This is a genomic window from Sandaracinus amylolyticus, assembly GCF_000737325.1.
GTDB lineage: Bacteria > Myxococcota_A > Polyangia > Polyangiales > Sandaracinaceae > Sandaracinus > Sandaracinus amylolyticus.
This window is the reverse complement of record NZ_CP011125.1, coordinates 6,414,907-6,439,660: the sequence shown is the minus strand read 5'-3', so window position 1 is coordinate 6,439,660 and position 24,754 is coordinate 6,414,907. Positions and strand designations below refer to the sequence as shown.

General features: G+C 72.3%; 23 protein-coding genes. 12 read left to right on the top strand and 11 right to left on the bottom strand.

Annotation, left to right across the window (positions count from 1 at the left end; all coding sequences use genetic code 11):
- The first annotated feature begins 17 nt into the window (after positions 1-17).
- On the top strand, positions 18-500 hold the full coding sequence (locus tag DB32_RS27060) for a CHRD domain-containing protein (RefSeq protein WP_083457812.1): 483 nt from the start codon (positions 18-20) through the stop codon (positions 498-500).
- Positions 501-873: 373 nt separating this feature from the next.
- Positions 874-1,650 carry a hypothetical protein gene (locus tag DB32_RS27055; protein ID WP_053235533.1) on the top strand — a complete coding sequence of 259 codons (777 nt, stop codon included), beginning with the start codon at positions 874-876 and terminating at the stop codon, positions 1,648-1,650.
- A gap of 54 nt (positions 1,651-1,704) precedes the next feature.
- Here DB32_RS27055 and rsmA read toward each other — a convergent pair whose 3' ends face one another.
- Both rsmA and DB32_RS27045 read right to left on the bottom strand, forming a co-directional pair.
- Positions 1,705-2,538 (bottom strand): 16S rRNA (adenine(1518)-N(6)/adenine(1519)-N(6))-dimethyltransferase RsmA, encoded by an 834-nt coding sequence (gene rsmA, locus DB32_RS27050; RefSeq protein WP_053235532.1) that lies wholly within the window; start codon positions 2,536-2,538, stop codon positions 1,705-1,707.
- Between the two features lie 157 nt (positions 2,539-2,695).
- The gene (locus DB32_RS27045; protein WP_053235531.1) at positions 2,696-4,351 is read right to left on the bottom strand and encodes a DUF58 domain-containing protein; all 1,656 of its coding nucleotides are present in this window, start codon (positions 4,349-4,351) and stop codon (positions 2,696-2,698) included.
- An 81-nt stretch (positions 4,352-4,432) separates the two neighbouring features.
- Here DB32_RS27045 and DB32_RS27040 point away from each other — a divergent pair, with 81 nt between their 5' ends.
- Complete coding sequence (locus DB32_RS27040) at positions 4,433-5,578, top strand: hypothetical protein (RefSeq protein ID WP_157069441.1); 1,146 nt, start codon at positions 4,433-4,435, stop codon at positions 5,576-5,578.
- A 21-nt stretch (positions 5,579-5,599) separates the two neighbouring features.
- Here DB32_RS27040 and DB32_RS27035 read toward each other — a convergent pair whose 3' ends face one another.
- A complete protein-coding gene (locus DB32_RS27035; RefSeq protein WP_157069440.1) occupies positions 5,600-6,664 on the bottom strand; it encodes a hypothetical protein in 1,065 nt (354 codons plus the stop codon).
- On the opposite strand from DB32_RS27035, the gene DB32_RS27030 reads away from it, so the two are divergent.
- Positions 6,642-8,060, top strand: a complete 1,419-nt coding sequence (locus tag DB32_RS27030) for a DUF6193 family natural product biosynthesis protein (protein WP_157069439.1) — start codon at positions 6,642-6,644, stop codon at positions 8,058-8,060. The genes DB32_RS27035 and DB32_RS27030 overlap by 23 nt on opposite strands.
- 46 nt (positions 8,061-8,106) lie before the next feature.
- Here DB32_RS27030 and DB32_RS27025 read toward each other — a convergent pair whose 3' ends face one another.
- From DB32_RS27025 to DB32_RS48565, 7 genes are all read right to left on the bottom strand, one after another.
- Positions 8,107-8,715: a hypothetical protein gene (locus DB32_RS27025; protein WP_053235527.1), complete on the bottom strand. Its 609-nt coding sequence runs from the start codon at positions 8,713-8,715 to the stop codon at positions 8,107-8,109.
- A gap of 87 nt (positions 8,716-8,802) precedes the next feature.
- The gene (locus tag DB32_RS27020) at positions 8,803-9,603 is read right to left on the bottom strand and encodes a hypothetical protein (RefSeq protein WP_053235526.1); all 801 of its coding nucleotides are present in this window, start codon (positions 9,601-9,603) and stop codon (positions 8,803-8,805) included.
- A 102-nt stretch (positions 9,604-9,705) separates the two neighbouring features.
- Positions 9,706-10,665: an AAA family ATPase gene (locus DB32_RS27015; protein ID WP_053235525.1), complete on the bottom strand. Its 960-nt coding sequence runs from the start codon at positions 10,663-10,665 to the stop codon at positions 9,706-9,708.
- Positions 10,666-10,695: 30 nt separating this feature from the next.
- Positions 10,696-11,940 (bottom strand): DUF4350 domain-containing protein, encoded by a 1,245-nt coding sequence (locus DB32_RS27010; protein WP_053235524.1) that lies wholly within the window; start codon positions 11,938-11,940, stop codon positions 10,696-10,698.
- A gap of 222 nt (positions 11,941-12,162) precedes the next feature.
- A complete protein-coding gene (locus DB32_RS48570) occupies positions 12,163-12,327 on the bottom strand; it encodes a hypothetical protein (RefSeq protein ID WP_169791567.1) in 165 nt (54 codons plus the stop codon).
- A 165-nt stretch (positions 12,328-12,492) separates the two neighbouring features.
- Positions 12,493-13,371 (bottom strand): SDR family NAD(P)-dependent oxidoreductase, encoded by an 879-nt coding sequence (locus DB32_RS27005; RefSeq protein WP_053235523.1) that lies wholly within the window; start codon positions 13,369-13,371, stop codon positions 12,493-12,495.
- 24 nt (positions 13,372-13,395) lie between these two features.
- A complete protein-coding gene (locus tag DB32_RS48565; protein WP_053235522.1) occupies positions 13,396-15,300 on the bottom strand; it encodes a M12 family metallo-peptidase in 1,905 nt (634 codons plus the stop codon).
- 114 nt (positions 15,301-15,414) lie between these two features.
- Here DB32_RS48565 and DB32_RS48560 point away from each other — a divergent pair, with 114 nt between their 5' ends.
- From DB32_RS48560 to DB32_RS26985, 3 genes are read left to right on the top strand one after another with little or no spacing between them, the layout of a single operon-like run.
- Entirely contained in the window at positions 15,415-16,905 is a 1,491-nt protein-coding gene (locus DB32_RS48560; RefSeq protein ID WP_053235521.1) for a serine/threonine protein kinase, read from the top strand.
- Entirely contained in the window at positions 16,902-19,343 is a 2,442-nt protein-coding gene (locus DB32_RS26990) for a sigma-54-dependent Fis family transcriptional regulator (RefSeq protein WP_053235520.1), read from the top strand. The genes DB32_RS48560 and DB32_RS26990 overlap by 4 nt, the downstream gene beginning before the upstream one ends.
- A 51-nt stretch (positions 19,344-19,394) precedes the next feature.
- Positions 19,395-19,673, top strand: a complete 279-nt coding sequence (locus DB32_RS26985) for a hypothetical protein (RefSeq protein WP_157069437.1) — start codon at positions 19,395-19,397, stop codon at positions 19,671-19,673.
- Position 19,674: 1 nt separating this feature from the next.
- Here DB32_RS26985 and DB32_RS26980 read toward each other — a convergent pair whose 3' ends face one another.
- Complete coding sequence (locus tag DB32_RS26980) at positions 19,675-20,712, bottom strand: LysM peptidoglycan-binding domain-containing protein (RefSeq protein ID WP_053235518.1); 1,038 nt, start codon at positions 20,710-20,712, stop codon at positions 19,675-19,677.
- Positions 20,713-21,097: 385 nt separating this feature from the next.
- On the opposite strand from DB32_RS26980, the gene DB32_RS47140 reads away from it, so the two are divergent.
- The 5 genes from DB32_RS47140 to DB32_RS26955 are packed head-to-tail and all read left to right on the top strand — an operon-like array spanning position 21,098 to position 24,661.
- The gene (locus tag DB32_RS47140; RefSeq protein ID WP_157069436.1) at positions 21,098-21,670 is read left to right on the top strand and encodes a helix-turn-helix transcriptional regulator; all 573 of its coding nucleotides are present in this window, start codon (positions 21,098-21,100) and stop codon (positions 21,668-21,670) included.
- A gap of 9 nt (positions 21,671-21,679) precedes the next feature.
- Entirely contained in the window at positions 21,680-22,738 is a 1,059-nt protein-coding gene (gene pilM / locus DB32_RS26970) for a type IV pilus assembly protein PilM (protein WP_053235517.1), read from the top strand.
- On the top strand, positions 22,735-23,388 hold the full coding sequence (locus tag DB32_RS26965; RefSeq protein WP_053235516.1) for a PilN domain-containing protein: 654 nt from the start codon (positions 22,735-22,737) through the stop codon (positions 23,386-23,388). Before pilM ends, DB32_RS26965 begins: the two co-directional genes overlap by 4 nt.
- A 1-nt stretch (position 23,389) precedes the next feature.
- Positions 23,390-24,037: a type IV pilus inner membrane component PilO gene (locus DB32_RS26960; RefSeq protein ID WP_053235515.1), complete on the top strand. Its 648-nt coding sequence runs from the start codon at positions 23,390-23,392 to the stop codon at positions 24,035-24,037.
- A gap of 3 nt (positions 24,038-24,040) precedes the next feature.
- The gene (locus DB32_RS26955) at positions 24,041-24,661 is read left to right on the top strand and encodes a hypothetical protein (protein WP_053235514.1); all 621 of its coding nucleotides are present in this window, start codon (positions 24,041-24,043) and stop codon (positions 24,659-24,661) included.
- The last annotated feature ends 93 nt before the right edge of the window (positions 24,662-24,754 follow it).

Sequence of the window (24,754 nt, the reverse complement as noted above, 5' to 3'; positions counted from 1 at the left end):
GTGGCTATGAGCACGGCATGTCGAGCAACGCGCGGACACTGGTTGGCGTCGTCGTGATCGGGCTCGCGGTCGTCGGCTGCGGCGACGACGACGAGGACGCGGCGTTCACGTCGATGCTCTCGCTGACGACCGTAGAGGAAGTCCCCGTCTGCCCGGCCGCGGGCGCCGACGCGATGGGCTCCGGAGACGTCCTCATCGACGCCGACGGCACGAGCATCCGCGTCATGAACCTCTTCTATTCGGGCCTCTCGGGCCCGGCGACCGCGGGGCACATCCACTTCGGCGATCGCGGGGAGGCAGGCCCGGTGATCCTCCCCTTCGCCGACGTGACCAGCCCGATCGACGAGACCTTCACCGCGGCCGACTACCCGGCGTCGCCGCCCGAGGGAGCCCCCGCCGACTTCACCGCGTTCGTCGACGCGGTCCGCCGCGGGGAGACCTACGTCAACATCCACACCGAGGCGTGCGCGCCCGGCGAGATTCGCGCGCAGATCGAGTGACTCCTCCGCGCGCCCGCCGGCACCGCCGCACGCCGTCGCCCTCGCGACCGCCCGCGGCGATCTCCGGAAAGTCGAGTGATTCTGCTGGTCAACTCGCGCGAAATGACCATTTCGGGCGTCTGGGGAGCGTTGTCGTGACCGGTTGGTTCGGCACAACGCTCCCCACTCGCGTCAAATGGCCAATTCGGGCCTCTGGGGAGCGAAACTCGCGCGAATTCGCCATTTCGCGCGAGGTGCGCCGGGACGTCGCGCGGCATGGCCGTTCCCGGTGATCGGCGCGCGCAGATCGCACGCAACGGTCGTGAGGGCGCTCCGATGAGGGGCCGTACGCAGCGGCGGCGGTGCCGCGCGACGGTTCCCACGGAGACACGACATGGCCAGCAAGCAGGTGATCGATCGAGAGCGCTCGAGCCGGACGGTGGTCGCGACGCTCGAGCGGTACGCGCCGGAGGCGGGGCGCGGCGCGCACGACGCCATCCGCGCAGTGCTCGAGCTGCGCGAGGTGATGCCCGACGTCGAGCTGATGATCCGCGTCGCGGCGCGAACGCTCGAGCGCCGGACCGCGGAGCTGCGCGACGCCGACCGCGCGCACGAGCACGAGATCAACGGCGACCCGCGGGTGCGCGACGAGCGCGATCGCGTGCACCGCGGCCTCTACCAGCGCGTCATCTCGGTCCGCGGGATCGTGCAGGCGAACTTCGGCGACGTCGGGCTCAAGACGCTCGGCCTCTGGGACCCCTCGCCGCCCGACCCGCAGGGCACGCTGACGTACGCGCGGAACCTCGCGGCGGCGCTCGCCGCGCCGAGCACCGTGATGCCCGAGCCGCTGATCGCCGAGGTGGGCTTCGAGCGCGACGCGCTGGCGGCGGATCTCCGGGCGCGGGTCGACGTGCTGCAGGCCGCGGTCGATCACGTCGCTCGCGAGGAGAGCGCGGCGAAGGGCACCCAGTCGCGCAAGGACGCGGCGATGGCGGCCTACGATCGGACGTTCCGCATCGCGACGAGCCTCGGGATGGCGCTCTTCCAGCTCGGCGGGCTCGAGCAGGTCGCCGAGCGCATCAAGCCGTCGCCGCGCCGCCCCGGTCTGCTCGATCAGGGCGCCGAGGAGGACGAGGGCGAGGGCGGCAACGGAGGTGGCGCCGAGCCGTGAGCGACGGGGGCGCGGCGCGCGGAGCTCGTTCCTCCGCGCGCCGCGGGTCTTCGTTCACGGCGCCTCGATCGCCTCGCCGACCTTCGCGAGCTCTTCGATCGAGAGCGTCTCGCCGCGCCGCTTGGGGTCGATCCCCGCGGCCGCGAGCGCGCGCTCGGCGCGCTCGACGCCCACCGCCTGACCGAGTGCGTTGCGCAGCGTCTTGCGGCGCGCCTGGAACGCGGCGCGCACGACGGTGCGGAACGCGTCGGTCTCCTCCGCGCGCGGCACGTCGCGCGGGACGAGCATCACGACCGCGCTCTCCACCTTGGGCGGCGGATGGAACGAGCCCGCGGGCACCTTGAGCACGGGCTTCACGTCGAAGCGCGCTTGAACGAACACGGTGAGCGCGCCGTAGTCGTTGGTGTCGGGCTTCGCGATCAGGCGATCGCGCACTTCCTTCTGCACCATGATGACGGCGCGCGAGAGGCTCGCGGCGTGCTCGCAGAGGTTGCGGACGATGCCGCCGGTGATCGCGTACGGGAGATTGCCCGCGAGCGCGATGCGCTCCCCGCCCGCGAGCGTCGCGAGGTCGACCGCGGCGGCGTCGCCCTCGATGACCTCGAAGCGCTCGTTGGATCCCAGCTCGGCGCGCAGCACCGCGATCATCTCGCGGTCCTTCTCGATCGCGACGACGCGCGCGCCGGCACCGAGCAGCGCGCCCGTGAGCGTGCCGAGCCCGGGGCCCAATTCGATCACGCGCTCGCCGTCGCGCGGCGCGATCGCGCGCACGATGCCGTCGACGACGTGACGCGAGACGAGGAAGTTCTGGGAGAACGCCTTCTTCGGCGCGAGGCCGTGCCGCGCGAGGACCTTGCGCGGATCTTCCCACTCCGGCGCGCTGCTCATCGCGACGAGCGCTCCTTCCAGAACGACGGATCAACCGCGGAGGGCCGCGGAGAGCCACAGAGGATTCGCTTCCCATTCGTCCTCTGCGGCCCTCTGTGGCCCTCTGCGGTGAATCCCCAGGGACGAGGGCAGGTTCGCGCGGAGTCGGGGCCTGGCATCAAGCGCCCACCGCCACGCGTGCGCGTCCGCCGCGTCGGTTCGTCGCCTTCCACAGCAGCATCGCGGGCGCGTCGCTCGCGGCCGCGATCGTCAGCGAGATACCCATCGGCGCGAGCAGCACGCGCATCTCCTCGGCGCGGCGTCGCTCGCCGCGCGCGTACACCTCGAAGAGGTCCTTCTCGAGCGGCGTGCGGGGCGCGCTCGCGAAGCTCGGCCCGTCGGGCACCACGAACGTCACGTCGTGGCCGTGCAGGCGCAGCAGCTTCACCGCGGCGACCAGCGGCGCGGGATCGCCGAGCCCGTCGAGGTCGGTGATGACGGTGATCGACATCGGGCCGAGGCTCTTCTGCACCAGCTCGCGCAGGCTCGCCGCGAGCCCGGGGCCCTTCGAGCCGTCGCGCGGATCGGGACGATAGGGCAGGGGGATGCCGCGCACGCGGCAGAAGCGGCGCAGCATGGCGGTCGCGGGCGAGGACGCGACGACCGGCTCCTCCTTCGCCTCTTCGGCGGCGAGCGCCTTGCCGACGTGCCGGACGAGCAACGAGACGTTCCACGCGCCGCTGCCGGGACGGCCGGAGGGCGCGACCGAGAAGTCGACGCCGTCCTGCTGCCGCACGTAGCGGCCGACGATCGCGCAGACCTCGTCGTCGTCGACGTCGGTGAGATCTTGATCGACGACCTCGGTCGCCGCGAGCAGCGCGTCGAACACCCGGAGCACGTGCGCGGCTCCGTCGCGCGGCGCGACGTGCGCGAGCACCCGGCCGTCGACGGTGATGACGCCGAAGCGATCGCCGCTCGCGAGCGTGCGGCGGGCCTCGGCGGCGACCGCCTCGATCGCGTGGTCGAGCTTGCGCCGTCCGGGCTCGCCGCCGCGCATCGTGCCGCTGACGTCGAGCACGACGTAGCGCGTCTCCTGCACTTCTTGGTCGACCTCGCGCACCAGGAGCTTTCCGCGGCGCGCGCTGGGCTTCCACGCGATCGACTTGAAGGGATCGCCGGGACGCATCTCCCGCAGCTCGCGGAGCTCGGTGCCGCCTCCGTGGGGGGCCAAGAGCGCGGCGCCGCTGCGCTCGACGGGCAGACCGGGCATGACGCGCGCCTGGGTGGGCATGCGCGCCGCGGCCTGGGGCAGGACCTTGATGACGAGCGGGTTCGGGAAGTAGAGCGGCACCGCGAAGAGCCCGAGCGGTCCGTGCAGCGTGACCGCGAGCCCGTGGAGCACGACGCGCCCCACGGCGGGCGCGACGAAGCGGAACGTGAACTCGGTGCGCGCCGACGCCGCGAGCGCCAGCGAGTCGGCCTCGTCGTCGACGCGCGTGGCGCCGCCCGGCACGATCGGCTCGAGCGACGCGAGCAGCAGCGGCTCGGTGCCGCGATGGCGCATGAAGCAGCGCACGTCGAAGGGCGCGCCGGGCACGACCGCGCCGCCCCCCGCGCCGGGATCTCCGTGCCCGAGCCACCACGCGAACTCGAGGCGCTGCCGCCGCACCCGCCGCCCGACCGGCATGGTCGCCGCGAGCGCGGCCGCGAGCCCGATCATCCCGGTCGCGCCGACGACGGTCGCGGCGAGCGAGCCCGCGAGCGCGCCGACGACCAGGCACACCAGGACCGCGAAGAACACCGCGACCGCGGTGCGCGTGGGGATCGGGAGCACGAGCCGCTCACTCTAGTACGCGCGCGTCGAAGTTCGACGCCCCACGCGAGCGCGGGCGCGTCGGCGCTATCCTGCGCGGACGTGCGCTCGACGGACCGAAGGCGCTGGGGCTCGGTGGAGCGCACCGACGACGGGCTGCGGATCACGCTCCGCTACTCGGCTCCCTCCGACGCGGGCACCGCGATCATCGCGGCGGCCGCGGCGATCGGCGGCGCGGTGGCCGTGCCGTCGATCGGAGCGCTCGGCGCCGTGATCGCGCTGGCATCGCTCGTCGTGCTGGTCTGGACCGTGGTGCGGGCGCGGCGGGTGGCGACCATCACGTTCCACCGCGACCTCCGCGCGGAGGCGCCGTGGGCGGAGCCGTTCGAGCCGATCGCCGTCGCCGAGCTCGCGCGCATCGAAGCGCGGGAGGAGCCCGGGCTCGGGCATCGCATCGTCGCGATCCGTCGCGACGCCGCGGGGCAGGCGATCCCGGTCGTGCCGTTCCATCGCGTCCGCAGCGCGGTCGTCGACGTCTCGCGCATTCTGGCGGATCGGCTGGTGTTCCTGCAGCAGACGGGCGCGCCCGCGCCGGCAGCACCGGTGGCGACCGACGCACCGGCCGTTCCCGTTGTGTCGACGCCGGTCGCGGCGGCGGTCGCGGCGGCGGTCGCGATCCGCCCGGCTCCGGCGCGATCGCCGGAGCCGGCGCCCGTTCCGCCCGGGGGCCTCGAGCGCCTGGGGCCGGCGCTCCGCGCGATGATCGATCGGGGCCTCGCGGTCGAGGCGTCGTGGCCCGCGACGAGCGATTGGATGGAGCACGTCCTCTACGAGCCCGGCGCGCACGGGCGCTACGTGCGCGGGGTCTCGTCGACGTCGAACGACGGCAGCGGCGTCGGCGGCGTCCCGGGCGGGCGATCGTTCGTCGATGCGCCGCAGGTCGAGCGCGAGCTCGAGCGCAGCGACGCCATCGTCGTGGTGCTCGGTCGCGATCGCGCGTTCGTCGCGCGTTGCTCGCGCTGCGCGCCGCTCGCGGACGCGCTCGGCAGGCGCGCCGATCGCGTCTACGCGAACGGCGGCGTGTACCTCTCCGCCTCGGCGTGGGGGCTGCTGGCGCGGGCGTGGGATGGCGATGCGGAGGTCGATCGCCTGCGCTGCCCGGAGTGCGGTCGTCACGCGGAGCGCGAAGCGCGCTGGGCGTGGCGACGCACGGTGTTCGTCGCCGGCCGCGAGGACTCGCCATCGTGAGCGGTCCGACGCGGCCGATCGTCAGAAGCGCACCTCCACACGACCGCCGTCGTTCCAGAACGCGAGCGGGATGCCGATGAGCATCGCGACCGCGATCGTGACGGCACCGCCGACGACCAGCGGCACGTCGATGATCCGGCCGTGCTCGTCGGAGGGCCCGCCGACCATCCCGGCGAGCACGAGCCCGAGACCGGCCGCACCTCCGCCGATCCAGGTGAGCGCGCCTGCGGTCCGGACGGCGCTGCGATTCTGGTAGTGGAGCACCAGCTCCGCCCCGTCGAACACTCCGACGGGAGGGCCCGCACGGTGCGGGCTGCCGTCGCCGCGCGCGATGGCGAGCTGGTACGTGCCGGCCGCGAGCTCGGTGGTGCATGGCGCGCTGCAGACGAGCTCGTGGGTGTCGACGTCGATGCTGCCAGCCACGTTCCCGACCATCGTCGGGACTGCCGTGGTCTGCGTCACCCGGTGGAGCGACAGATCGGGTTGATCGGAGGTCACTCGCACACGCGCGAGGAGGGCGCCGGAGCCGCTGCGTGCCGACGACGCACGTCGCGGCGCAGCCTCGAGCACTTCGTCCGCGGGGCCGGCGGCCGCGACGTCGGTCATCGAGAGCGTCCGAGCCGCGCCCGTCGGCAGCACGATGACGATGTGCTCCGCGTCACGCTCGGTGATCGTGCCGCGAAGCGATGTGCCGTCGTGGAGGCGCACGGCGTCGGGATGGCGGCCTCGCGGCGGAGTGGGCGGCGACGATGGCGGTTCGGCCTCGCGCGGGGCGAGCGTCGGCGACGACGGCGCATCGGCGGTCGGTGCCGCGGGCGCGGAGAGGACGTCCTCGGCGGGCCCCGCAGCTTCGACCTCCGTGGCCGCGTAAACACGCGTCTCGCCCGTCGGCAGCATCACCACGACGCGCTCGGGGGAGCGCTCGACCACGATCCCGCGGAGGAACGTGCCGTCTCGCAATCGGACGACGTCGGGCGGCACCTCTTGGGCGTGGGCGCGACTGGGCGCGATGCGCGCCTGGGTCAGCGCGAAGAGGGCGAGAGCAAGGACGAGGACGCGTGGGTTGAACCAGCGGGAGCAGCTCACCGTGCGCAAATCTACTGTTTCCGCCAGCCGTGCAGGACCGCAATCGGCGCGCTCGGCGTGGTACTCGAAGGGGATGGAGGAGGAGCTGCACGCTTCCGCACGTGCGCTCGCCGAGCAGCTCGCCGCGGCGGGGATCGATGCGAGCGTTCGCGGCGAGGGCGTGCACCGTCGCGTCGTGAGCACGCCCGTCGAGGGGCGCAGCGTGCTCGTGCATTGCTTCTGGTACGAGCGGGCAATCGCGGGGCGGATGATCGGGCTCAACCCCGCGAACGCGCGCAGCCGTCTCCACGCGCCGTGCGCGCCGTACGAAGGGCCGGAGTACCTGGTGATCGTGCGCGATCACGGCGTCGACGTCGCGGACGGGCGGACGCGCGATGCGGCCGAGGCCGTCCTGTGCGCCCGCCTGTGGTCCGCGGGCGTCGGGCTCGACGAGCTCGTGCGACACGTGCCGTTCATCGACGAGCATCCACGCGCGATGCGCGCGCTCGCCCGACGCATCGACCCGCGGCTGCACCTCGTCGTCGGCGGGGATCTCTGGGCATACGCCGAGGATCGCGCGTGCGAAGTGACGCTGCGGCCCGAAGGCATGGCGTGCCGGTTCCTCGTCGGGCAGGTGCAGGTGGCTCTCGGAGCGCCAGTGGACGACGTTCCCGGCGCGGTCGCCGCGTGGCTGCTCGACGGGCTCTCGGTCGCGGCGCTCGCGCGCGTCGCCGGCGTGGAGATCGAGCGCCACGCTGAGGTGCTCGAGACCGATCCGGCACGATGGCACTGGCTTCACGTCCGGGATCGCATCGCGAATCCGCACGACGTCCTCGCGCCGCTGCGAGAGCTGCTGGCAGCGCTGGCACAGAGCCCGATCGCGACGCGGTTCTACTCGTACTCGAGCCTCTCTCAACTCTGCTTCTCGGCGAGCTCGCACCATCCGTGGGTCGACGCCGACTTGCCGGTGATCGCGCCGGGCCGCGATGGGACCTACCTCGTCCACGATCGCGACGGTGAGCCCGAGCGCTGCGGTCTTCGTCGTGCGGTCGAGCGCGTCGAAGCGACGCTCGCGCGATCGAAGGTCCCGCCGTTCTTCGGCTCGGCGCCGCACTGGGAGCTACCACTGCTCACCGAGGCTCTGGCGCGGCAGGGAAGCGCGCTGCGCCCGGAGCTGGTCCGAACCGGCGAATTCCATCGACTCGTCGTGGCGGACTCGAGCGGCGTGAAGCAATGCGACGTGGACGGTTTGTTCGTCACGTTCTCTCATCACACCGAGCACGTCTTCGCGCACTGGCCGACCTTGGACGAGGCGGTCGTCGCGATCCGACGCTATCTCGGCGGCGGCACAATCCTCCACGAGATCGCAGCGGATCCGCACGCGTCACGCCGAGGAAAGTACGTTCCGCCGTCGTGATTGCGCGGCTCGCCGGCACCGGCGCAGTCGATCGCGATCGCGCCGCTCAGAAGCGAACGCGCAGGTCCGACGCGTCGCCCAGGCACGCCAGCGACAACCCGACGAGCACGCCGACGCTCATCACGATCGTGCCCGTGACGACGAGGCTCGTCGCGAGCGCCTCGTCCTGGCCCGCCATCATCGCGCCCGCGAGCACCAGGCTGCCGGCATCGAGCCCCACGCCCAGCGTGATCCATCCGGCGGTGCGCACGTCGCGGCGATCGTCGTAGCGCAGCTCGAGCTCGGCCGGCTGCGCGATGTCGAGCGCGCGGTACGACGGATCGGGTGGGTCCTCGCCGCGCCCGAGCGTGAGCCGGTGCGCGCCCGGCGCGACGTCGATGTCGCACGGCGCGTCGCACACGCGCTCGAAGTCTCCGTCCTCCGGCGGCTCCCACGCGCGCACGTCGCGCGTGACGCGATAGAGCACGAGCCCGCGCTCGCTCGACGTGACGTGCACGCGCGTCCGCGCGACACCCGGCGCGACCTCGCCGATCATGGCGATCGGCGCGACCGGCACACCGAGCGCGCGTGCCTCCTGCGCCGACGCGCGCTCCGCCGCCGCGATCGTGACGATCGCGGCGATCACGACGCACGTCGCGACCGCCTTGCCCCCCATGAGCGCGGGAGCGTACTCGCAGTCGGGGCTCGCGCGCGATGCCGCGATCCGGGGACGCGCCTCAGGCCGAGCGGTGCGCCTTCTGCATCAGAACCGCACGACGGCTTCGGCGTGGTTGTTCATGAAGATGAGCGGGAAACCGACCGCCATGCTCACGCCCGCGAGGACACCACCGCCGATCAGGTATCCGGTGTTGTCGCCGTACGAGCCGGTGAGCACCGGCAAGGTCATCAGCAGCGTGCCGCCGATCATCCCGCCGATGAACACCATCCAGCCCGCCACACGGATGCCCGTCCGGTCCTCGTACTCGAGGAAGAGGTCCACGTCGCCGCGAAGGTCGATCGGCCGTCCGGAGCGCTGCGCGTCGCCGGTGCCGTGCGCGATCCCGAGCTGGTACGTGCCCGCGGGGATCTCGGTGTCGCAGGGGGCGTTGCAGATGACGGCGTATTGATCGATCCGCGCCGTGCCCGTGCCGCGCCCGGTCCACACCGCGACGGTGGCGCTGCCGGTGAGCTGGTGGAGCGAGAGCTCTTCGTCGTCGGTGGTGACGCGCAGCCGCGCCATCGGCGGACCGATCGGCGCGGCTGGCAGCGCGACGACCGGCGGCGGCGCGACGGGCGTGGCGAGCATCATCTCCGCCGGCCCCGCGGACTCGACCTCGGCGGCCGCGTACGTCCGGGTCTCGCCGGTGGGGAGCATCACGACGACGCGCTCGGGGGTGCGCTCGACGATCGTGCCGCGGAGGAAGCTGCCGTCGCGGAGTCGCACGACGTCGGGGGGCGTCGTCTGCGCGAGCGCGCCGGTCGGTGCAACGAGCGCGGTCGCGATCGCGAGGAGCGCGGCACCAAGGACGAGGAGAGCTGGGCGAAGGGAACGGGGGGCCGTCATGGCGCGCGAGGGTACTCCGCGGGCGCGTCCGAGCACGCGGCGATTCGGCGCTCGCTCACGCGAGGGCGCGAGCCGCGCACATCGCATCACGCGCGTCTGCGCTCAGGCCGAGCGGTGCGGCGTCTGCTCGAGCGCCTTCTGGATGAGCGCCTCGCGCTGCGTGCCTTCCATCTCGGCCTCGGGCGTGAGCACGAGGCGATGCGCGAGCACCGGCACCGCGAGCGCCTTGATGTCGTCGGGGATGACGAACGGGCGCCCCTGGATCAGCGCCCTCGCGCGCGCCGCCTGCACCAGCGCGAGCGACGCGCGCGGCGAGGCGCCGAGGAAGACGCGCGCCTGTTGACGCGTCGCGGTCGAGAGGCGGACGACGTAGTCGAGGATCTCCTCCTCGACGTGCACCTGGCCGACCATCTGCTGCATCGCGAGGATCTGCTCGGGCGCGAGCACCTGCTGCGGCTGCGGCGAGCCCTCGAGGAAGCGGCGGAGGATGCCGCGCTCGTCGCGCGCGCTCGGATAGCCGATCAGCAGCCGCACGAGGAAGCGATCGATCTGCGCCTCGGGCAGCGGGTACGTGCCGGCCTGCTCCACCGGGTTCTGCGTGGCGAGCACGATGAACGGCGTCGGCAGCGGGCGCGTGTCGCCCTCGATCGTCGCTTGGTGCTCCTGCATCGCCTCGAGGAGCGCGCTCTGGGTCTTCGCGGGCGCGCGGTTGATCTCGTCGCCCAGGAGGACGTTCGTGAAGATCGGGCCCTCGCGGAGCTGGAACGTTCCTTCGCGCGGCGAGAAGACGTACGTGCCGGTGATGTCGGCGGGCAGGAGATCCGGCGTGAATTGGATCCGCCGGAAGCCCGCGCCGAGCGTCGACGCGAACGCCTTGCACAGCGTCGTCTTCGCGACGCCGGGCACGCCCTCGAGCAGCGCGTGGCCCTTGGCGAGCAACGTGATGAGCAAGAGCTCGGGCACGGTGCGCGGACCGACGTACACGCGCTGCACCTCGTCGACGACGGCGTGGGCGCGCTCCGCGACGTGGGCGAGCGTACGAGGCTCGATCGGCGCGCTCATCTTGTCAGTGTCTCCAGCGAGCACGGGGCTTCATCCCAGGTTCCGCACCTTCTCGAGCAGCGCCTCGCCGGACGCCAGGATCTTCCGGAAGCGCGCCTCGGGCAGCGCGTCCCCACGCGTACCGCGCTCCCACTCCTCGCGCAGCTCGGCGAGCTCGCCGAGCAGCCTGCGTGCGCTCTCCACGTCGGTCGATCGCATCCCTCTGGCCTTCATCCGGTTCGCGACGTCGTCGATCGACACCGGCGCGATCAGTCCGAGGCGCCGGTGCAGCTCGATCTCGAGCTCGAGCTTGTAGACCATCGCAGGGTCGCCGAGGTTCGCAGGTCGCTGCGAGAACCACTCGATGCGCCCCGCGAAGCCGCCCGGGACGCTCGGGCGCGCGAACATCGCGGCACCGACGTAGGGTGAGCTCCGAGGGAGCACGCCCGCGGCGAGCACCATCAAGATGCCGGCGATCGCGGCGGCCGCGATGCGCAGCGCGGTCTCGGGCAGCTCGACGTCGGCGAGCCGCTCGAGCATGGCGCGCACGTCGTGGAGCGGACGATCGGCGCCCGGCTCGCCGTAGCGCCCGACCATCACCGCGCCCGGTGTGATCAAGAAGAGGCGTCCGCCGCGCCCGCCGTCGAGATAGTCGACGAGGTTCTCCGCGAAGCGCTGGTTGCCGCGCAGCTCGAGCATGTTGGCGATGAGCACGCTGGGATCCCCGATGGCGACGAGGCGGCCCGCCCCGACCGCGCCCGCGAGGACCACGGCGTCGCGCTCGCCGAACGAGAAGATCGGCTCGAGCTCGGGGTGGTAGACGACCATCGGGTGGTTCGTGACGAGCGCGCTGACGCCTTCGGTCAGCGGATGACCGGCGCTGGGCCGCGCGACGAGCAGCTCGTCGTTGCCGCGGAGGCGCAGCGCGTCGGCGCGGTTCGGACGGCCGCGTCCGATGCGGAACGTGCGCAGCAGCGTGTCGCCGCGCCCGAAGTCGTCACCCAGCGCGACGCGCCCGCCGGCGCGCATGAAGTCGGTGAGGCTCGCGGCGGGGAGCTCGTCGTTCGGTGAGACGACGATGAGCGCGTCGGCGGGCTGGAGCGTGCCGACGTCGAGGCGCGCGGGGATCTCGAGGGTGACCCCGCGCTCGCGCGCGATGGCGGCGAAGCGCCCGAGGCCGTTCCATGCGTCGCTCTCGGGCGAGAAGTCCTCGTCCTGCGCTCCGGCGCGCGCGGCGATCGCGACGAGCGCGAGCGCGAGCAGCGCGACGAGGAGATGACGAGGACGCGACGACACCGCGCGCGGAGAATAGCGAAGAACGGGGTCGTGGTCCGGGTCGCGGTCGACGTCCGGTGCGGGACGCGGGCGCCGCGCGCGTTCCGGCTCGGCGCCCGGAGCGTTCCGGCTGCGGAGCCGGACGGTGCAGAAAACGAGAACGGCGGCGAGACCTCTCGGTCGCGCCGCCGTTCCAGGAATCGCGGGTGAGCAGGAATGCTCACCACGATCCGAATGTCGCTATCAGGCGAGGTCGATGATGATCACGCCTCGGTCCGATTCCTCCGTCGCGGGCTTCTGCTCTCGACGACGACGAGGCTCGGGGAGCGGGAGCTGGATCACCGGCGCTTCCTGCGCCTCCTCCTGCTCGCGCCTGCGGATCTGCTCGATGATGTAGGGGGGCAACATCGGCCAGCTCCTTCCTTCCCGGGGAGGGCTGGGCCTCCCGATCGAGGGGAACGGCGTTCTCCGCAAGCCGGCTGCCCGCCTCGCACAGAGCACCTGACGAGCGATGATAGCAACGCAGGTGCCAGTGTCTAGCCAACTGCTTCCGACGCGTTTCCGCCCGGTCGCTCACGCACGCGTGATGTCTCGCCACACGTCTCGCAGTTCACGAACGGAAAGAGGTCTTCCATCGCTGAAAGATCCAGTCGTCTCTCGCGCGCGAAAGGCATAGGCGCGAGCGCCCGCGATCCCGAGCACCTCGCCGTGGACGTCCTCGGCCAGCGACGAGGACAGGAAGACCGCGAGCGGGGCGACGTGACCGGGGCTCATGGACCCCTCCTGGATCCCCTGGAAGGTCGGGAGCTCCTCGGTCTGCCGGGTGCGCGCCGTGGGCGCGAGCGCGTTCACGCGCACGCGATGCTTGCGCAGCTCGAGCGCGGCGGAGCGGGTGAGCGCGACGACCGCCGCCGAAGCGGCGCCGATCGCGGACTGACCTCGCGCGCCGAAGAACGCCGACGGTCCCGTGCAGAGCACGATCGCGCCGCCCTCCTTGCGGTCGACCATCACCTGGCCCGCCGCGCGCACGAGCGCGAACGAGCCCTTCACGTGCACGTCGAGCACGCGAGAGAGCAGCGCGTCGTCGGTCTTCAGCACCGATCGATCGGCGACGATCCCCGCGCAGGAGATCAGCGCGTCGAGGCGGCCGAGCTCGCTGACGGCGCGATCGACGATCGCGCTCGCGGCGCCGGGCGCGGAGACGTCGTGCGCGTCGGCGATCGCGGTGCCGCCCGCCCCGCGGATCTCCGCGACGACCGCGTCGGCGACGGTGGGGTCCACGCCCTCACCGACGAGGTCGCAGCCGAGATCGTTGACGAGCACCTTCGCGCCTTCGGCTGCACACGCCAGGGCGATCGCACGCCCGATGCCGCGGCCTCCGCCGGTGACGACGACGACCTTTCCTCCGAGGACCGGACCCTCGAGCTCCGACGGTGACGAGTCGCTGCTCACGCGAGCGAAGCTAGCAGGCGCGCGTCAGCGGACGAGCGCGCTGCGCTGCAGGACGAACGCCTGACCCGGCGTGAGCCGATCGTTGCTCCCGTCGCCGACGACCGACCAGTGCATCAGGTTCGTCATGTCGCCGTAGCGCGTGTCGCCGATCACGTCGGTCGCGCCGAAGGGCGCGCAGTCGGACGTCGGCTCGCCGGTGCACGGGCGCGCTTGCTCGGTCGTGTGGAAGAGGCCGAGGAAGTGCCCGACCTCGTGCGCCATGATGTGGCCCGCAAGCGTTCCGTCGCCGACGACGCCGGAGTCGAACGACACGACCACGCCGCTGTGCATCGTGCCGTGCACGCCGGGCGGGCCGGGGATGCCGCCCGCGATGCCGAGCGTGCCGCCTCCGCCGCCGATGGACCGCACGAAGAAGATCGAGACGCGCTGTCCGCTGCGCGACGCGCTCAGCCGGAAGAGCCCCGCGAGCTCGCTGCTCGATCCCTCGCGCGAGTCGATGATCTGGTAGCGCGTCGCGTCGGCGCTCGAGACGTCGTGGTACGCGACGTTGCCCACCGTGATCGACGCGCGCGACATCACGCTGCGGAAGCGCGAGAGGGCGTTCTGCACCCGCGCATTGGATCCCGCCTGCGACGCGGTCACCCCGACGCCGACGAGGAACACGTCGAGATCCAGCGTGCCCGACGAGACCGTTCCGCCCGGCGCGCGCCGCACGAGCGCGCTGACCTGCACCCGCGCGCGTCCGGTGTCGCCCTCCGTGCGCTGCATCGTGATCACGCGGACGCGATGCGCGCCCGGCACGTAGGGCAGGCGCTCGCGCGTCGCGTTCGGGACCAGCATCGCGATCGCCTCTTCGGTGTCGATCGGGAGCCAGCGATCGGGCGTGTCGCGCAGCTCCGCGATCTCGTCGAACGAGAAGATCTGTGTCTCGCGCGGATCGTGGACGTCGTAGAACGCGAGCGGCAGCGAGTCGCCCGAGAGCGTGCGCGCGACGAGCGTCACGCTCACGGAGTCGGGCGGGGTCGCGAACTCGAGATCGGTCGTGCCCGCGCCCGCCGCGAGCTCGTGCTCGCCGAGATCGATCGTCGTGACGCCGGTGCCGGGCGCGTAGCCGCAGCCCTGGAACGTCGCGCCGCTCCAGCTGACGTCGCCGCAGCGCTGACCGTCGATGCAGTCGGACACGTCGCTGCACGAGACGGTGCACTGGCCGTCGACGCAGGTGCGCGCGAGACAGTCGTCGTCGCTCGCGCAGGGGCGTGCGGGATCCGCGCCGCCGGGCATCGTGGGCACGCACGCGGTGACGAGCGCGCCGCCGCGCGCGACGGGCGCGCACAGCGCGTCGATCTCGACGCGCTCGATGCAGTCGAAGAGCGACTCGCACGGCGCGGTGCAGACGCCGCCGCGCTCGGGCGGCAAGCACAGGCCCGAGGCGCACTCGCCGTCGCTCTCGCACGCGGCGCCGTGCGGACGATCGCCGCCGGCGTCGTCGGGCGGCGTGGTGACGCACGCGCCGTCGACGCAGCGCCCGCCCGCGCCGCAGTCGGGGTCGCTGGTGCACCCGTTCGCCTGGCAGCGTCCGGCGACGCAGGTCGCGCCCGCGCCGCACGTGCTCGGATCGACGTCGCAGGTCGCGCGGCAGGCGCCGCGCCAGCACTGGTAGCCGTCGCGGCAGTCGGAGGGCGCGTCGCACGCGAGCAGGCAGAGCGGCGGGCCGAGCTCGGTCGCGCAGATCGCGCCCTCGCCGCACATCCCGTCCTCGCAGATGCGCGAGCAATAGCCGCCTGGGAAGGTCGCGCCGCCGACGCACGCGAGACCGTCGGCACACTCGCCGCACGCGGCGCCGTAGCCGGGTCCATCCGAATCGCACGCGATCACGAGGAGCGCGACGAGCGAGAGCGCGGTCACGGCGCTCGTACGCTTCCACTTCATTTGCGGCACGGTGTCGGAGTATACGTGGGCGAGGGCAGGGGAATAGGTCAGGATTCCGCCCTTGATTGCCTTGTTGTCCTTGACGCCGCCCGAAGGCCGGCCGCGAGTGATCGGATGAGCGCGCCTCGACTCGGACGCTACGAGCTCGTGAGGAAGATCGCCGCCGGCGGGATGGCGGAGATCTTCCTCGCGCGTCAGTGGGGCGCGGGCGGGTTCTTCCGCGACGTCGTCATCAAGCGGCTCTTCAAGCACCTCGCGGAGCACCCGCGCCAGCTGCGCATGTTCCAGGACGAAGGGCGCCTGCTCGCCGCGCTCTCGCACCCGAACATCCCGCAGGTGTTCGACCTCGGGTTCGCCGACGGGCACTGGTACATCGCGATGGAGTACGTCGACGGCTGGAACGTCGCCGACGTCTGGAGGCAAGGCGCGAAGACCGGGCAGACGATGCCGATGCAGGTCGCGCTCGGCATCGTGATGCAGGCGTGCGAAGCGCTGCACCACGCGCACGAGCGCGCCGATCGCGCGCGCCGTCCGCTGCGGATCGTGCATCGCGACGTGACGCCGCAGAACCTGATGCTCACGCGCGACGGCGTCGTGAAGCTGATGGACTTCGGGGTCGCGCAGACCACGGCGCGCAAGGACACCGAGGCGGGCGCGGTGCGCGGGACGTTCTCGTACATGGCGCCGGAGCAGGTGCGCGCGAAGCCGCTCGACAAGCGCGCCGACGTGTTCGCGCTCGGCGTGATCCTCTACGAGCTGACCACGGGCTCGCGTCTCTTCCGCGGCAGCGACGTGCAGATCATGACGCAGGTCGTGGAGCAGGACGTCGCGCCGCCCTCGACGCGCATCGCGGAGTATCCGCACGACCTCGAGGAGATCGTGCTCGGCGCGCTGCAGCGTGATCGCGGTCGGCGCACTCCGTCGGCGGCGCACATCGCGTGGAAGCTCGAGGAGCTCGCGCAGCGCAACGGGTTCCTGGTCGGTCCGCGCGCGGTCGCGCGGTACGTCTCGCAGGTCATCCCGGCGGAGCCGATCCTCGAGGAGGATCTCGCGCTGGTGCGCCCCGACGCGACGCCGCCCGACGACATCGCGCAGGAGATCGACGCGGCGCCCCCGCCGGAGAGCGAGAACGTGCAGGAGCTCGTCGACGACGAGGGTCTGCTCGAGGATCTGCAGCTGCTCAGCCTGCCGCCCGACGCCGACGACGGCGCGCTCGACGACGGCGAGGACACGCCCGCGCCGATCGCGTTCGACGGCCACGAGGTCGCCGACGAGGACATCGATCTCGACGACGTCGACGGCGATCGCGTGACGACGCCCTCCGAGCCGCCGCGTCGCGCCGACGACGCGACGCCCGAGGCGATGGGCCTGGCGGATCTGCTCGCGACCGAGCCGGTGAGCACGCGCCCGCCGCGCCCGTCGTACCTTCCGCCGGGCGTCGTGCCGCTGACCGCGGCGGAGCTCGAGCACGAAGAAGAGCAGCGCCCCGTCGTGCTGCTCGGCGCGCCGAAGAAGAAGAGCACGCCGAGCATGTCGCCGAGCGGGCGTGACTACGTGCGCGAGCTGGAGAAGCGGCTCGCTCGCGACGACGACGACCATCGATGATCCACGGAAACCAGCAGGCGGCCGAGCTCGCCGCGCGCGTGGCGGGGCTCGGTGCGCCGCGAGGGGTGTCGGGGGAGGGCGCGGGGCTCGCGCAGCTCTGGCTCTGGCTCGGTCACGCGGAGCGCGCGCGCGCCGAGGCGGAGCGCGCGTTCGCCGACGCGGATCTGCGCGGCGACGAGGTGCAGGCGGGCCACGCGCAGGCGGTGCTCTCGGCGCTCGATGCGCGCAGCGGTGATCTCGATCGCGCGCTCTCGCGCGCCGACGATGCGATCGCGCGGCTGCGCGCGAGCGAGCGGCTCGCCGACGCAGCGGGTGTGATGCTCGACGTGGCGGAGGCGCTGCTCTCGCGCGATGGCCCGGCGGATCTCTCGGCAGCGGCCGCGCGCCTCGCGGAAGCACGCACGGCGCTGAGCACCGAGCCGAGCGGTGCGGCGCGCGACCGACTGCGCCTGCTGCTCGCGTGGGCGCGCGGCGCGACGGGCGACGTCGACGGAGCGATCGCGGAGCTCGAGTCGCTCGAGCCTTCGGTGTCGAGCGCGCGCGACCTCGCGTGGCGCGTGCACGCGACGCTCGCGCATCTGCACGAGCTGCGCGGCGCCGAGGTCCATGCGCGCCGCAGCAGCGAGCGCGCGATGGAGCTGCTCGAAGATCTCGCGACCGCGCTGCCGCGCGAGGCGCGCGAGCACTTCTGGCTCGATCCACGTCGTGCCGCGGCGCGGGCGCGCGCATCGGGCAGCGCGCGGGCAGCGGCGAGCAGCGCCGCGAGCGTCCAGGGCGAGCCCGCGCGCGACGGCCGCTGGGCGCGCCTGCTCGAGATCACGAAGCGGCTCGCGGGCGAGCACGAGCTCGATCGTCTGCTCGAGCGCATCACCGACAGCGCGGTCGAGCTGAGCGGCGCCGAGCGCGGCTTCGTGCTGCTCGTCGGCGAGGACGGAAAGCTCGCGCCCGCCGCGGTGCGCGACGCGAAGAGCCCCGACGATCCGCACGTGGTCTTCAGCCAGTCGATCGCCGAGGCGGTGCAGATCGACGGCGAGCCGATCGTGACCGTCGACGCGCGCGCCGACGGGCGGCTCAGCGAGTACCTCTCGGTGCACAAGCTGATGCTGCAGTCGGTCGCGTGCCTTCCGATCCGCGATCGCTCGGGCATCGTCGGCGTGCTCTACGTCGAGCACCGCGTGCGCCGCGGTCGCTTCCGCTCGGGCGACGTCGAGCTGCTCCTCGCGTTCGCCGATCAGGCTGCGATCGCGCTCTCGAACGCGCGCCTGCTCGGAGAGAACGAGAAGAAGCGCCGCGAGCTCGAGGCCGCGAACGAGGCGCTCGAGAAGGCGAAGGACGAGATCGAGCGCCTGCTCGTCGCGCGCACCGCGGAGCTCGACGACGCGCGCCGCGAGCTCGGTCGCGCCCGCGACGCGCTGCGGAGCGCCCACGATCGACACGGCATCGTCGGCCGCAGCGAGGCGATCCGTCGCGTGCTCGCGATCGTCGATCGCGTGCGCGACGCGTCGGTGCCGGTCGTGATCCACGGCGAGAGCGGCACCGGCAAGGAGCTCGTCGCGCGCGCGATCCACTACGGCAGCAGCCGCGCGCGCAAGAGCTTCGTCGCGGTGAACTGCGCGGCGATCCCCGAGCAGCTCCTCGAGAGCGAGCTCTTCGGCCACGTGCGCGGCGCGTTCACCGGCGCCGATCGCGACCGCACCGGCGTCCTCGTGCAGGCCTCCGGCGGGACGCTCTTCCTCGACGAGATCGGCGACATGCCGCCGAAGATGCAGGTCGATCTCCTGCGCGTGCTGCAGGACGGCAAGGTGCGCCCGGTCGGCTCGGAAGAGGACGTGCTCGTCGACGTGCGGATCGTCTGCGCGTCGAACAAGAGCCTGCGCGATCAGGTCACGAAGGGGCTCTTCCGCGAGGACCTCTTCTATCGCCTCAGCGTCGTCGAGATCCGCCTGCCCGCGCTGCGCGAGCGCCGCGAGGACATCCCGCTGCTCTGCGATCACTTCCTCGCGTCGATCGCCAAGCGCGAGGAGAGCACGCCCAAGCGCATCTCGCGCGAGGCCGTGCGGAGGCTCGCGTCGCACCCGCTGCCGGGCAACGTGCGCCAGCTCGAGCACGTGCTGATGAACGCGTGCGTGATGGTCGAGGGCGACGTGATCGAGGCCGACGATCTCGCGCTGCTCGGCGACGACTTCCGTCCGTCGCTCGACGTCGCGCCGGCGGCCCCGAGCTTCGCCGACGAGGACGACGCGGAGGACGACGCCGACGACGTGCGCGCGCTCGGTGGCGCGCCCCCCGCGAACCTCGAGGAGTGGAAGACGCTCGAGCGCCGCAAGATCCTCGAGGCCCTCGAGGCGACGAATTGGAACCGCGTGCGCGCGGCCGCGCATCTCGGGATGCCGCGCCGCACCTTCTACCGTCGCCTCAAGGAGTACGACATCCTCTGACGCTTGCGGGCGCACGCGACGGAACGAGGTGCGGGAGCTATGCTCGATCGCATGCGTGCGCGGACACCGGCGCTCTTCGTGTCGATCGCGCTCGGGGCGACCCTGCTCGCGGCGACCCTGCTCGCGGGTTGCCCGCGGGAGCTGCAGCCGCCACCGCCGGGCGACGCGGCTGCATGCGAGACGCTCGAGGACTGCAACGCCGGGCGCAGCTGCGGCGAGCTCGCGCTCTGCGTCGGTGGGTTCTGCGAGGAGTCGACGACGTTCGCGATCCCGTGCCCCGGTGATGGCGTGCCCATCGTGATCCCGGAGCCCGAGGTCGAGACCGACTGAGCTACTCGGTGGCCGCGGTCGGAGCGGCGGCTTCGGCGTCCTCCTCGGCCGCGACCGCGCCCTCGGCGCCCTCGTCGGACACGTCGTCGCCACCCTCGCCCACGCGCGAGCGCTCGTCGCTCGTCGCATCCGCGGGCGGCGCCTCGCCACGGCGCTGGTAGCGCGGCGCCTCGCCCGGCCGCGACCAGTCGACCCAGTAAGTGGTGCGGTCTCGGACGTCGAAGTGCACGAACGTGCTGCGCGGGTAGTAGCCGACGCCCACGCGATCGAGCGTGCGCAGGTAGTCGCGGAGCACGGTGTTCGGCACGCCGTCGATCCGGATGTCGATCGCGTGACCGGCGACGTGCTGGCTCGTCTCGCGCGTGTAGCCGCCCGCCGAGCGGAACCCGCTCACCACGTGGATGGTGCGCCCACCGAAGTGATCGGACACGCGCGCCAGCAGCTCGAGGAGACGCGACGGCGGCTGCGGATACCGGTCGCGCCGGGTCGCGCCGCGCGGACGCATCAGCTCCTGCATGCGCCGCAGCGACGCGCGCGGCGCGCGCCCGCGGGTATCGACGAGCCGGATGCGGGTGCGCGTGCGGGTCGCGGTGCGGTAGATGGTCGCGACACCCGGCGTGCGCGGTCGTCCCCAGCGCGACGCGGCGCGCTCGACCTCGGCCTGCGCGACGTGCCCGGGCAGCACGATGCGCTGACCGACCCGCAGCGACTGCCCGTCGCGCAGCCTGTTGAGCCGCTGGAGGTCCGCGATGCTGCACCCGGCGTCGTGCGCGATCTCGCTGAGCGTCTGGCCTTCGCGCACGTAGGTGACGCCCGCTTCCGGAACGCGCAGCTCCTGGCCGGGGCGCACCTGGGCGTCGGGCCGGAGCCCGTTCGCGGCGGCGAGGTCCGACACGCGCACGTCGTAGCGGCGCGCGATGCGCGCGAGGCTCTGTCCCTCGCGAACGGTGTGGCTGCGCTGGGCGCTCGCCGCGCCGGGCATCGCGAGCACGGCCAGCGCGAGCCCGAGCATCGCGAGGAGGAGACGGAACGGCGTCATCACGTCGAGGGCGCGCAGGTTACGCGGGCTCGCGTCCGAGGCAAACGGCGGGAGCGCTCGCGCGTCGAACGAGCGGTCGGTGCTCGCGTCCGCTTTTTTTGATTCGAGCGGACCGCTCTGCGAACATGGCGACTCCGACCTTCGCTCGTTGACAACCGAGAGGAACGCGTGACGTGCCGTGCGACGCGACGGATCGCCCCGGGATCCGCGAGGCTCCCGGCGTGGGATATCAATTAGACGTCAGTTCCATCTAACTTCAGCGTCAATGGATTTGAATTGACGCGAAATGCTTGACGTTCCCGCCGATCCGCGCCAAGACGGGGGAGAGGCTCGGCCTCCCGTTCCGCATCCGCCTTTTCCGCCTTTGCGGGTTCCGCCTTTCGCCATGGAGCACGACGACAAGTTCGCCGCGATCGTGCCGGGCTCCTCCGTTGGGCCGGGAGACGGATCCGTGATCACCGGTGGGTCGATCACGGGCGGAGAAGCGGTCGCGGTCTCGCCGGAGCTCGAGACGGGCTCGGGTGGCGGCGCGGTCGCGCCCGCGAAGTCGAGCGAGCCGGCGAAGGCGAGCGCGGGCGAGCGCGCCTCGGCGCAGCGTGAGCCCGGTGGCTCCGACGGGCCGGACGCCGCCGCGAACGAGGCGGTCGAGGGAGAAGAGGACGACGAGGCGCCTCGCAAGGCGCGCGGTCGTGGAGATTCTGGGCGCGGAGCCGAAAAGGGCTCCAACTCCGACAAAGGCTCGGAGAAGGGCAAGCGCCAGCCCAACAACGTTCGCCGCCTGCGCATCGAGCGAATGATGTCGAAGGCGGAGCTGGCACGTCGTGCGAACCTCTCGGTGCTGACGATCGATCGCGTCGAGAAGGGATACGGGTGCCGGATGGATTCGAAGAGAAAGATCCTCGAGGCACTCGGCTTGAGCCTCGCGGACCGCGTACGCGTGTTCGGCGAGGAGGAGTGATGAAGCCCGATGTCCGAGGGGAAGCACCTGGTCGGGGTCGACATCGGGTCGAGCTCGATCAAGGTCTGTGAGCTGAAGGAGGGCCGCAGGGGCGCGCGCCAGCTGGTGCGCTTCGCGTATCACCCGCTTCCTCCGCAGACCATCGTCGACGGCCACATCATCAACTCCGCGGCGGTGGTGGAAGGGCTCGACAAGCTCTTCCACAAACAGAAGAACCGCGACGTCGCGCTGCGCGTGAGCGGGCACTCGGTGATCATCAAGAAGATCACCATGCCGCTGATGACGAGCGCCGAGCTCCGCGAGCAGATCAACTGGGAGGCGGAGCAGCACATCCCGTTCGATCTCGCGGAGGTCGAGATCGACTGGCAGGTGCTCCAGCAGCGGCAGGAGCAGGGCCAGATGGACGTGCTCCTCGTCGCGGCGAAGAAGGAAGAGGTCAACGACCTCACGAACATCGCCGCCGAGGCGAAGCTGCGCCCACGCGTGGTCGATCTCGATGCGTTCACCGTGCAGAACGCCTTCGAGGTCACGCAGCAGGGCGGCATCCCGACGGACAGGACGATTGCGCTGATCCACGTGGGCGCCTCGCTGACGACGCTGAACATCCTCAGCGCCGGCACGACCGCGTTCACGCGCGACATCGCGAACGGCGGCAACCAGATCACCGAGGAGATCCAGCGCTCACTCGGGATCAGCGCCGAAGAGGCCGAGGCCTACAAGTGCGGCGGCGACGGGCGCGGGCTCGTCCCGCGCGAGGTCCCGGAGATCGTGCAGCAGGTCGTCGAGCAGCTCGCGGGAGAGATCCAGCGCTCGCTCGACTTCTATCTAGCGACGAGCGGCGAGGGCGAGGTGCACCGCGTCGTGGTGTCGGGCGGGACCGCGAACATCCGCGCGCTGCTCGACGCGATCGAGCGGCGCGCGCGCGTTCCCGTCGAGCTGCTCGATCCGCTGCGCATCGCGGAGGCCGCGCCGAAGGCCGACGATGCGTCGCTGCTCCAGGCGCGCGCGGCGCAGGCGGCGGTCGCGTTCGGCCTCGCGCTGCGTCGTGAGCGGGAGAAGCTGCAATGATCCGCATCAACCTGCTGCCCGCTGCGAAGAAGCAGGCGCGCGGGACGAGCGCGGGCGGCGGCGCTGCGACGCCCTGGGCGGTCGGGTACGCGGCGGCGGCGCTGCTCACGTGCGTGGTGCTCGCGGTCGTGTACTTCGGCAAGGAGAGCGAGCTCGAGGAGCAGCGCGCGCGCAACACCGCGCTCGAGACGCAGATCCGACAGCTCACCGCGCAGAGCGCGAGCATCGACGAGGTGCGCGCGCAGCTCGCGCGCAGCCAGGAGCTCGAGCAGGTCGTCGCCGAGCTGCAGCGCGCGCGCTTCGGACCGACGCGCGTGCTGATGGAGCTCTCGCGCATCCTGAGCGCGGGCGGTGGGCCCTCGATCGATCCGCAGCGGCTCGAGGAGCTGCGTCGCGGCAACCCGCTCGCGGGGTTCAATCGCGGCTGGGACGCGCGACGGCTCTGGCTGACGTCGTTCGAGGAGCAGGATCGACAGGTGCGGATCCGCGGTGTCGGGCGCACCAACGAGGACGTCGCGGAATTCCTCCGGCGCCTCGCGCTCTCGGACTCGTTCGAGGGCGTGAACCTGCAGAAGACCGAGGCGGTCGAAGATCGCGAGACGCACCTCGCGCTGATCTCGTTCGAGCTCACGGCGACGGTGAGGTACTGAGATGGCCGCTGCACCGACCGCAAAGGCCGCCGGGGGCGCCAAGCAGCCGCAGACGTTCGCCGCGCAGCCCACCGCCGTGAAGGTGATGCTCGCGGTGTTCATCGTCGCGATCCTCGGCGCGATCTACTACTTCGCGCTGCACACGCCGATGGAAGAGGCCATCGCGAACGAGCAGGGGCGCTTCGGGCAGCTGCAGAACGACATGCGCGAGGCCGAGGAGCGGCAGCGCGAGTTCATCCGTCTGCGCGAGGAGGTCGCGTCGCGCGAGGGGCTCGATCGCGCGAACATGCGCGTGCTCCCCGAGCAGGCGGAGATCGCGGCGTTCCTCCAGGATCTGAACCGGCTCGCGGAGACGAGCGGCCTCCAGATGCGGCTCGTCGAGCCGCGCCCCGAAGAGCCCGACACGCACTACGTGCGGCTGCCGGTCGCGCTGCGCGTGCGCGGTCGTTATCACCAGCTCGCGCGCTTCTTCTACAACGTGAGCCGGCTCGAGCGCGCGATCAGCATGGAGAACATCGAGCTGAGCGACCCGACGGTGAGCGGCGAGGACGTGGTGCTCGACGTGGGCGTGCTCGCGACGACGTACCGGCGACCGACCGAGCCGGCCGCGGCACCGGAAGGGGCGGCGTCCGCGCCGCAGGGGGGCTGAGCGATGCGCCTCGTCGGAGATCACGTGTCGCTGCGGACGCTGCGCGTGCTCGTGTGCGCGCTCGCGCTCGCGGGATGCGAAGAGGACATCCAGGTCGGCCGCGGTGTCCCGCCTGCGGCGGGTGGAGGCGCGACGACGCCGACGCCGCCTCCCGACGTCACGCCCACGGCGCCTGCGGCCGCGCCCGATGCGGGCGTGGGGCTCTCGTACCGCGACGACGACTTCGTCGAGGCGGAGACGAACCGCGATCCGTTCCGCTCGTTCGCGGAGATCTTCGTCACGCGCCCGACGCGCGAGCCCGTGCAGCGCGAGGTCGTGATGCCGCGCACCGCGATCGACGACATGCGTCTGATCGCGATCGTGAGCGGGATGGCGAACCCGAGCGCGATGCTCGTCGACACCGACGGCACCGGGCACACGGTGCATCGCGGTGACTACCTCGGGCGGCCCGAGGTCGTGCAGACGGGCGGCGAGGACGCGGTGCCGATCACGCTGAACTGGCGTGTGGATCGGATCCGTCCCGGCGAAGTCGTGCTGACGCGCGAGGACCCGACGGCGCCCAATCGGCCGCCGCTCACGCGCGTGCTCCCGCTGCACTCCGAGTCGGCCGAAGCGACGCTCTGACGCGCGCGCCGCAGCGTCGTCCGCACGCTCTCGCGGGGTGGAGGACGACGTGCGCGCGCTGCACGAGCGAGATCGCGTCTCGCCGCTTTTTTG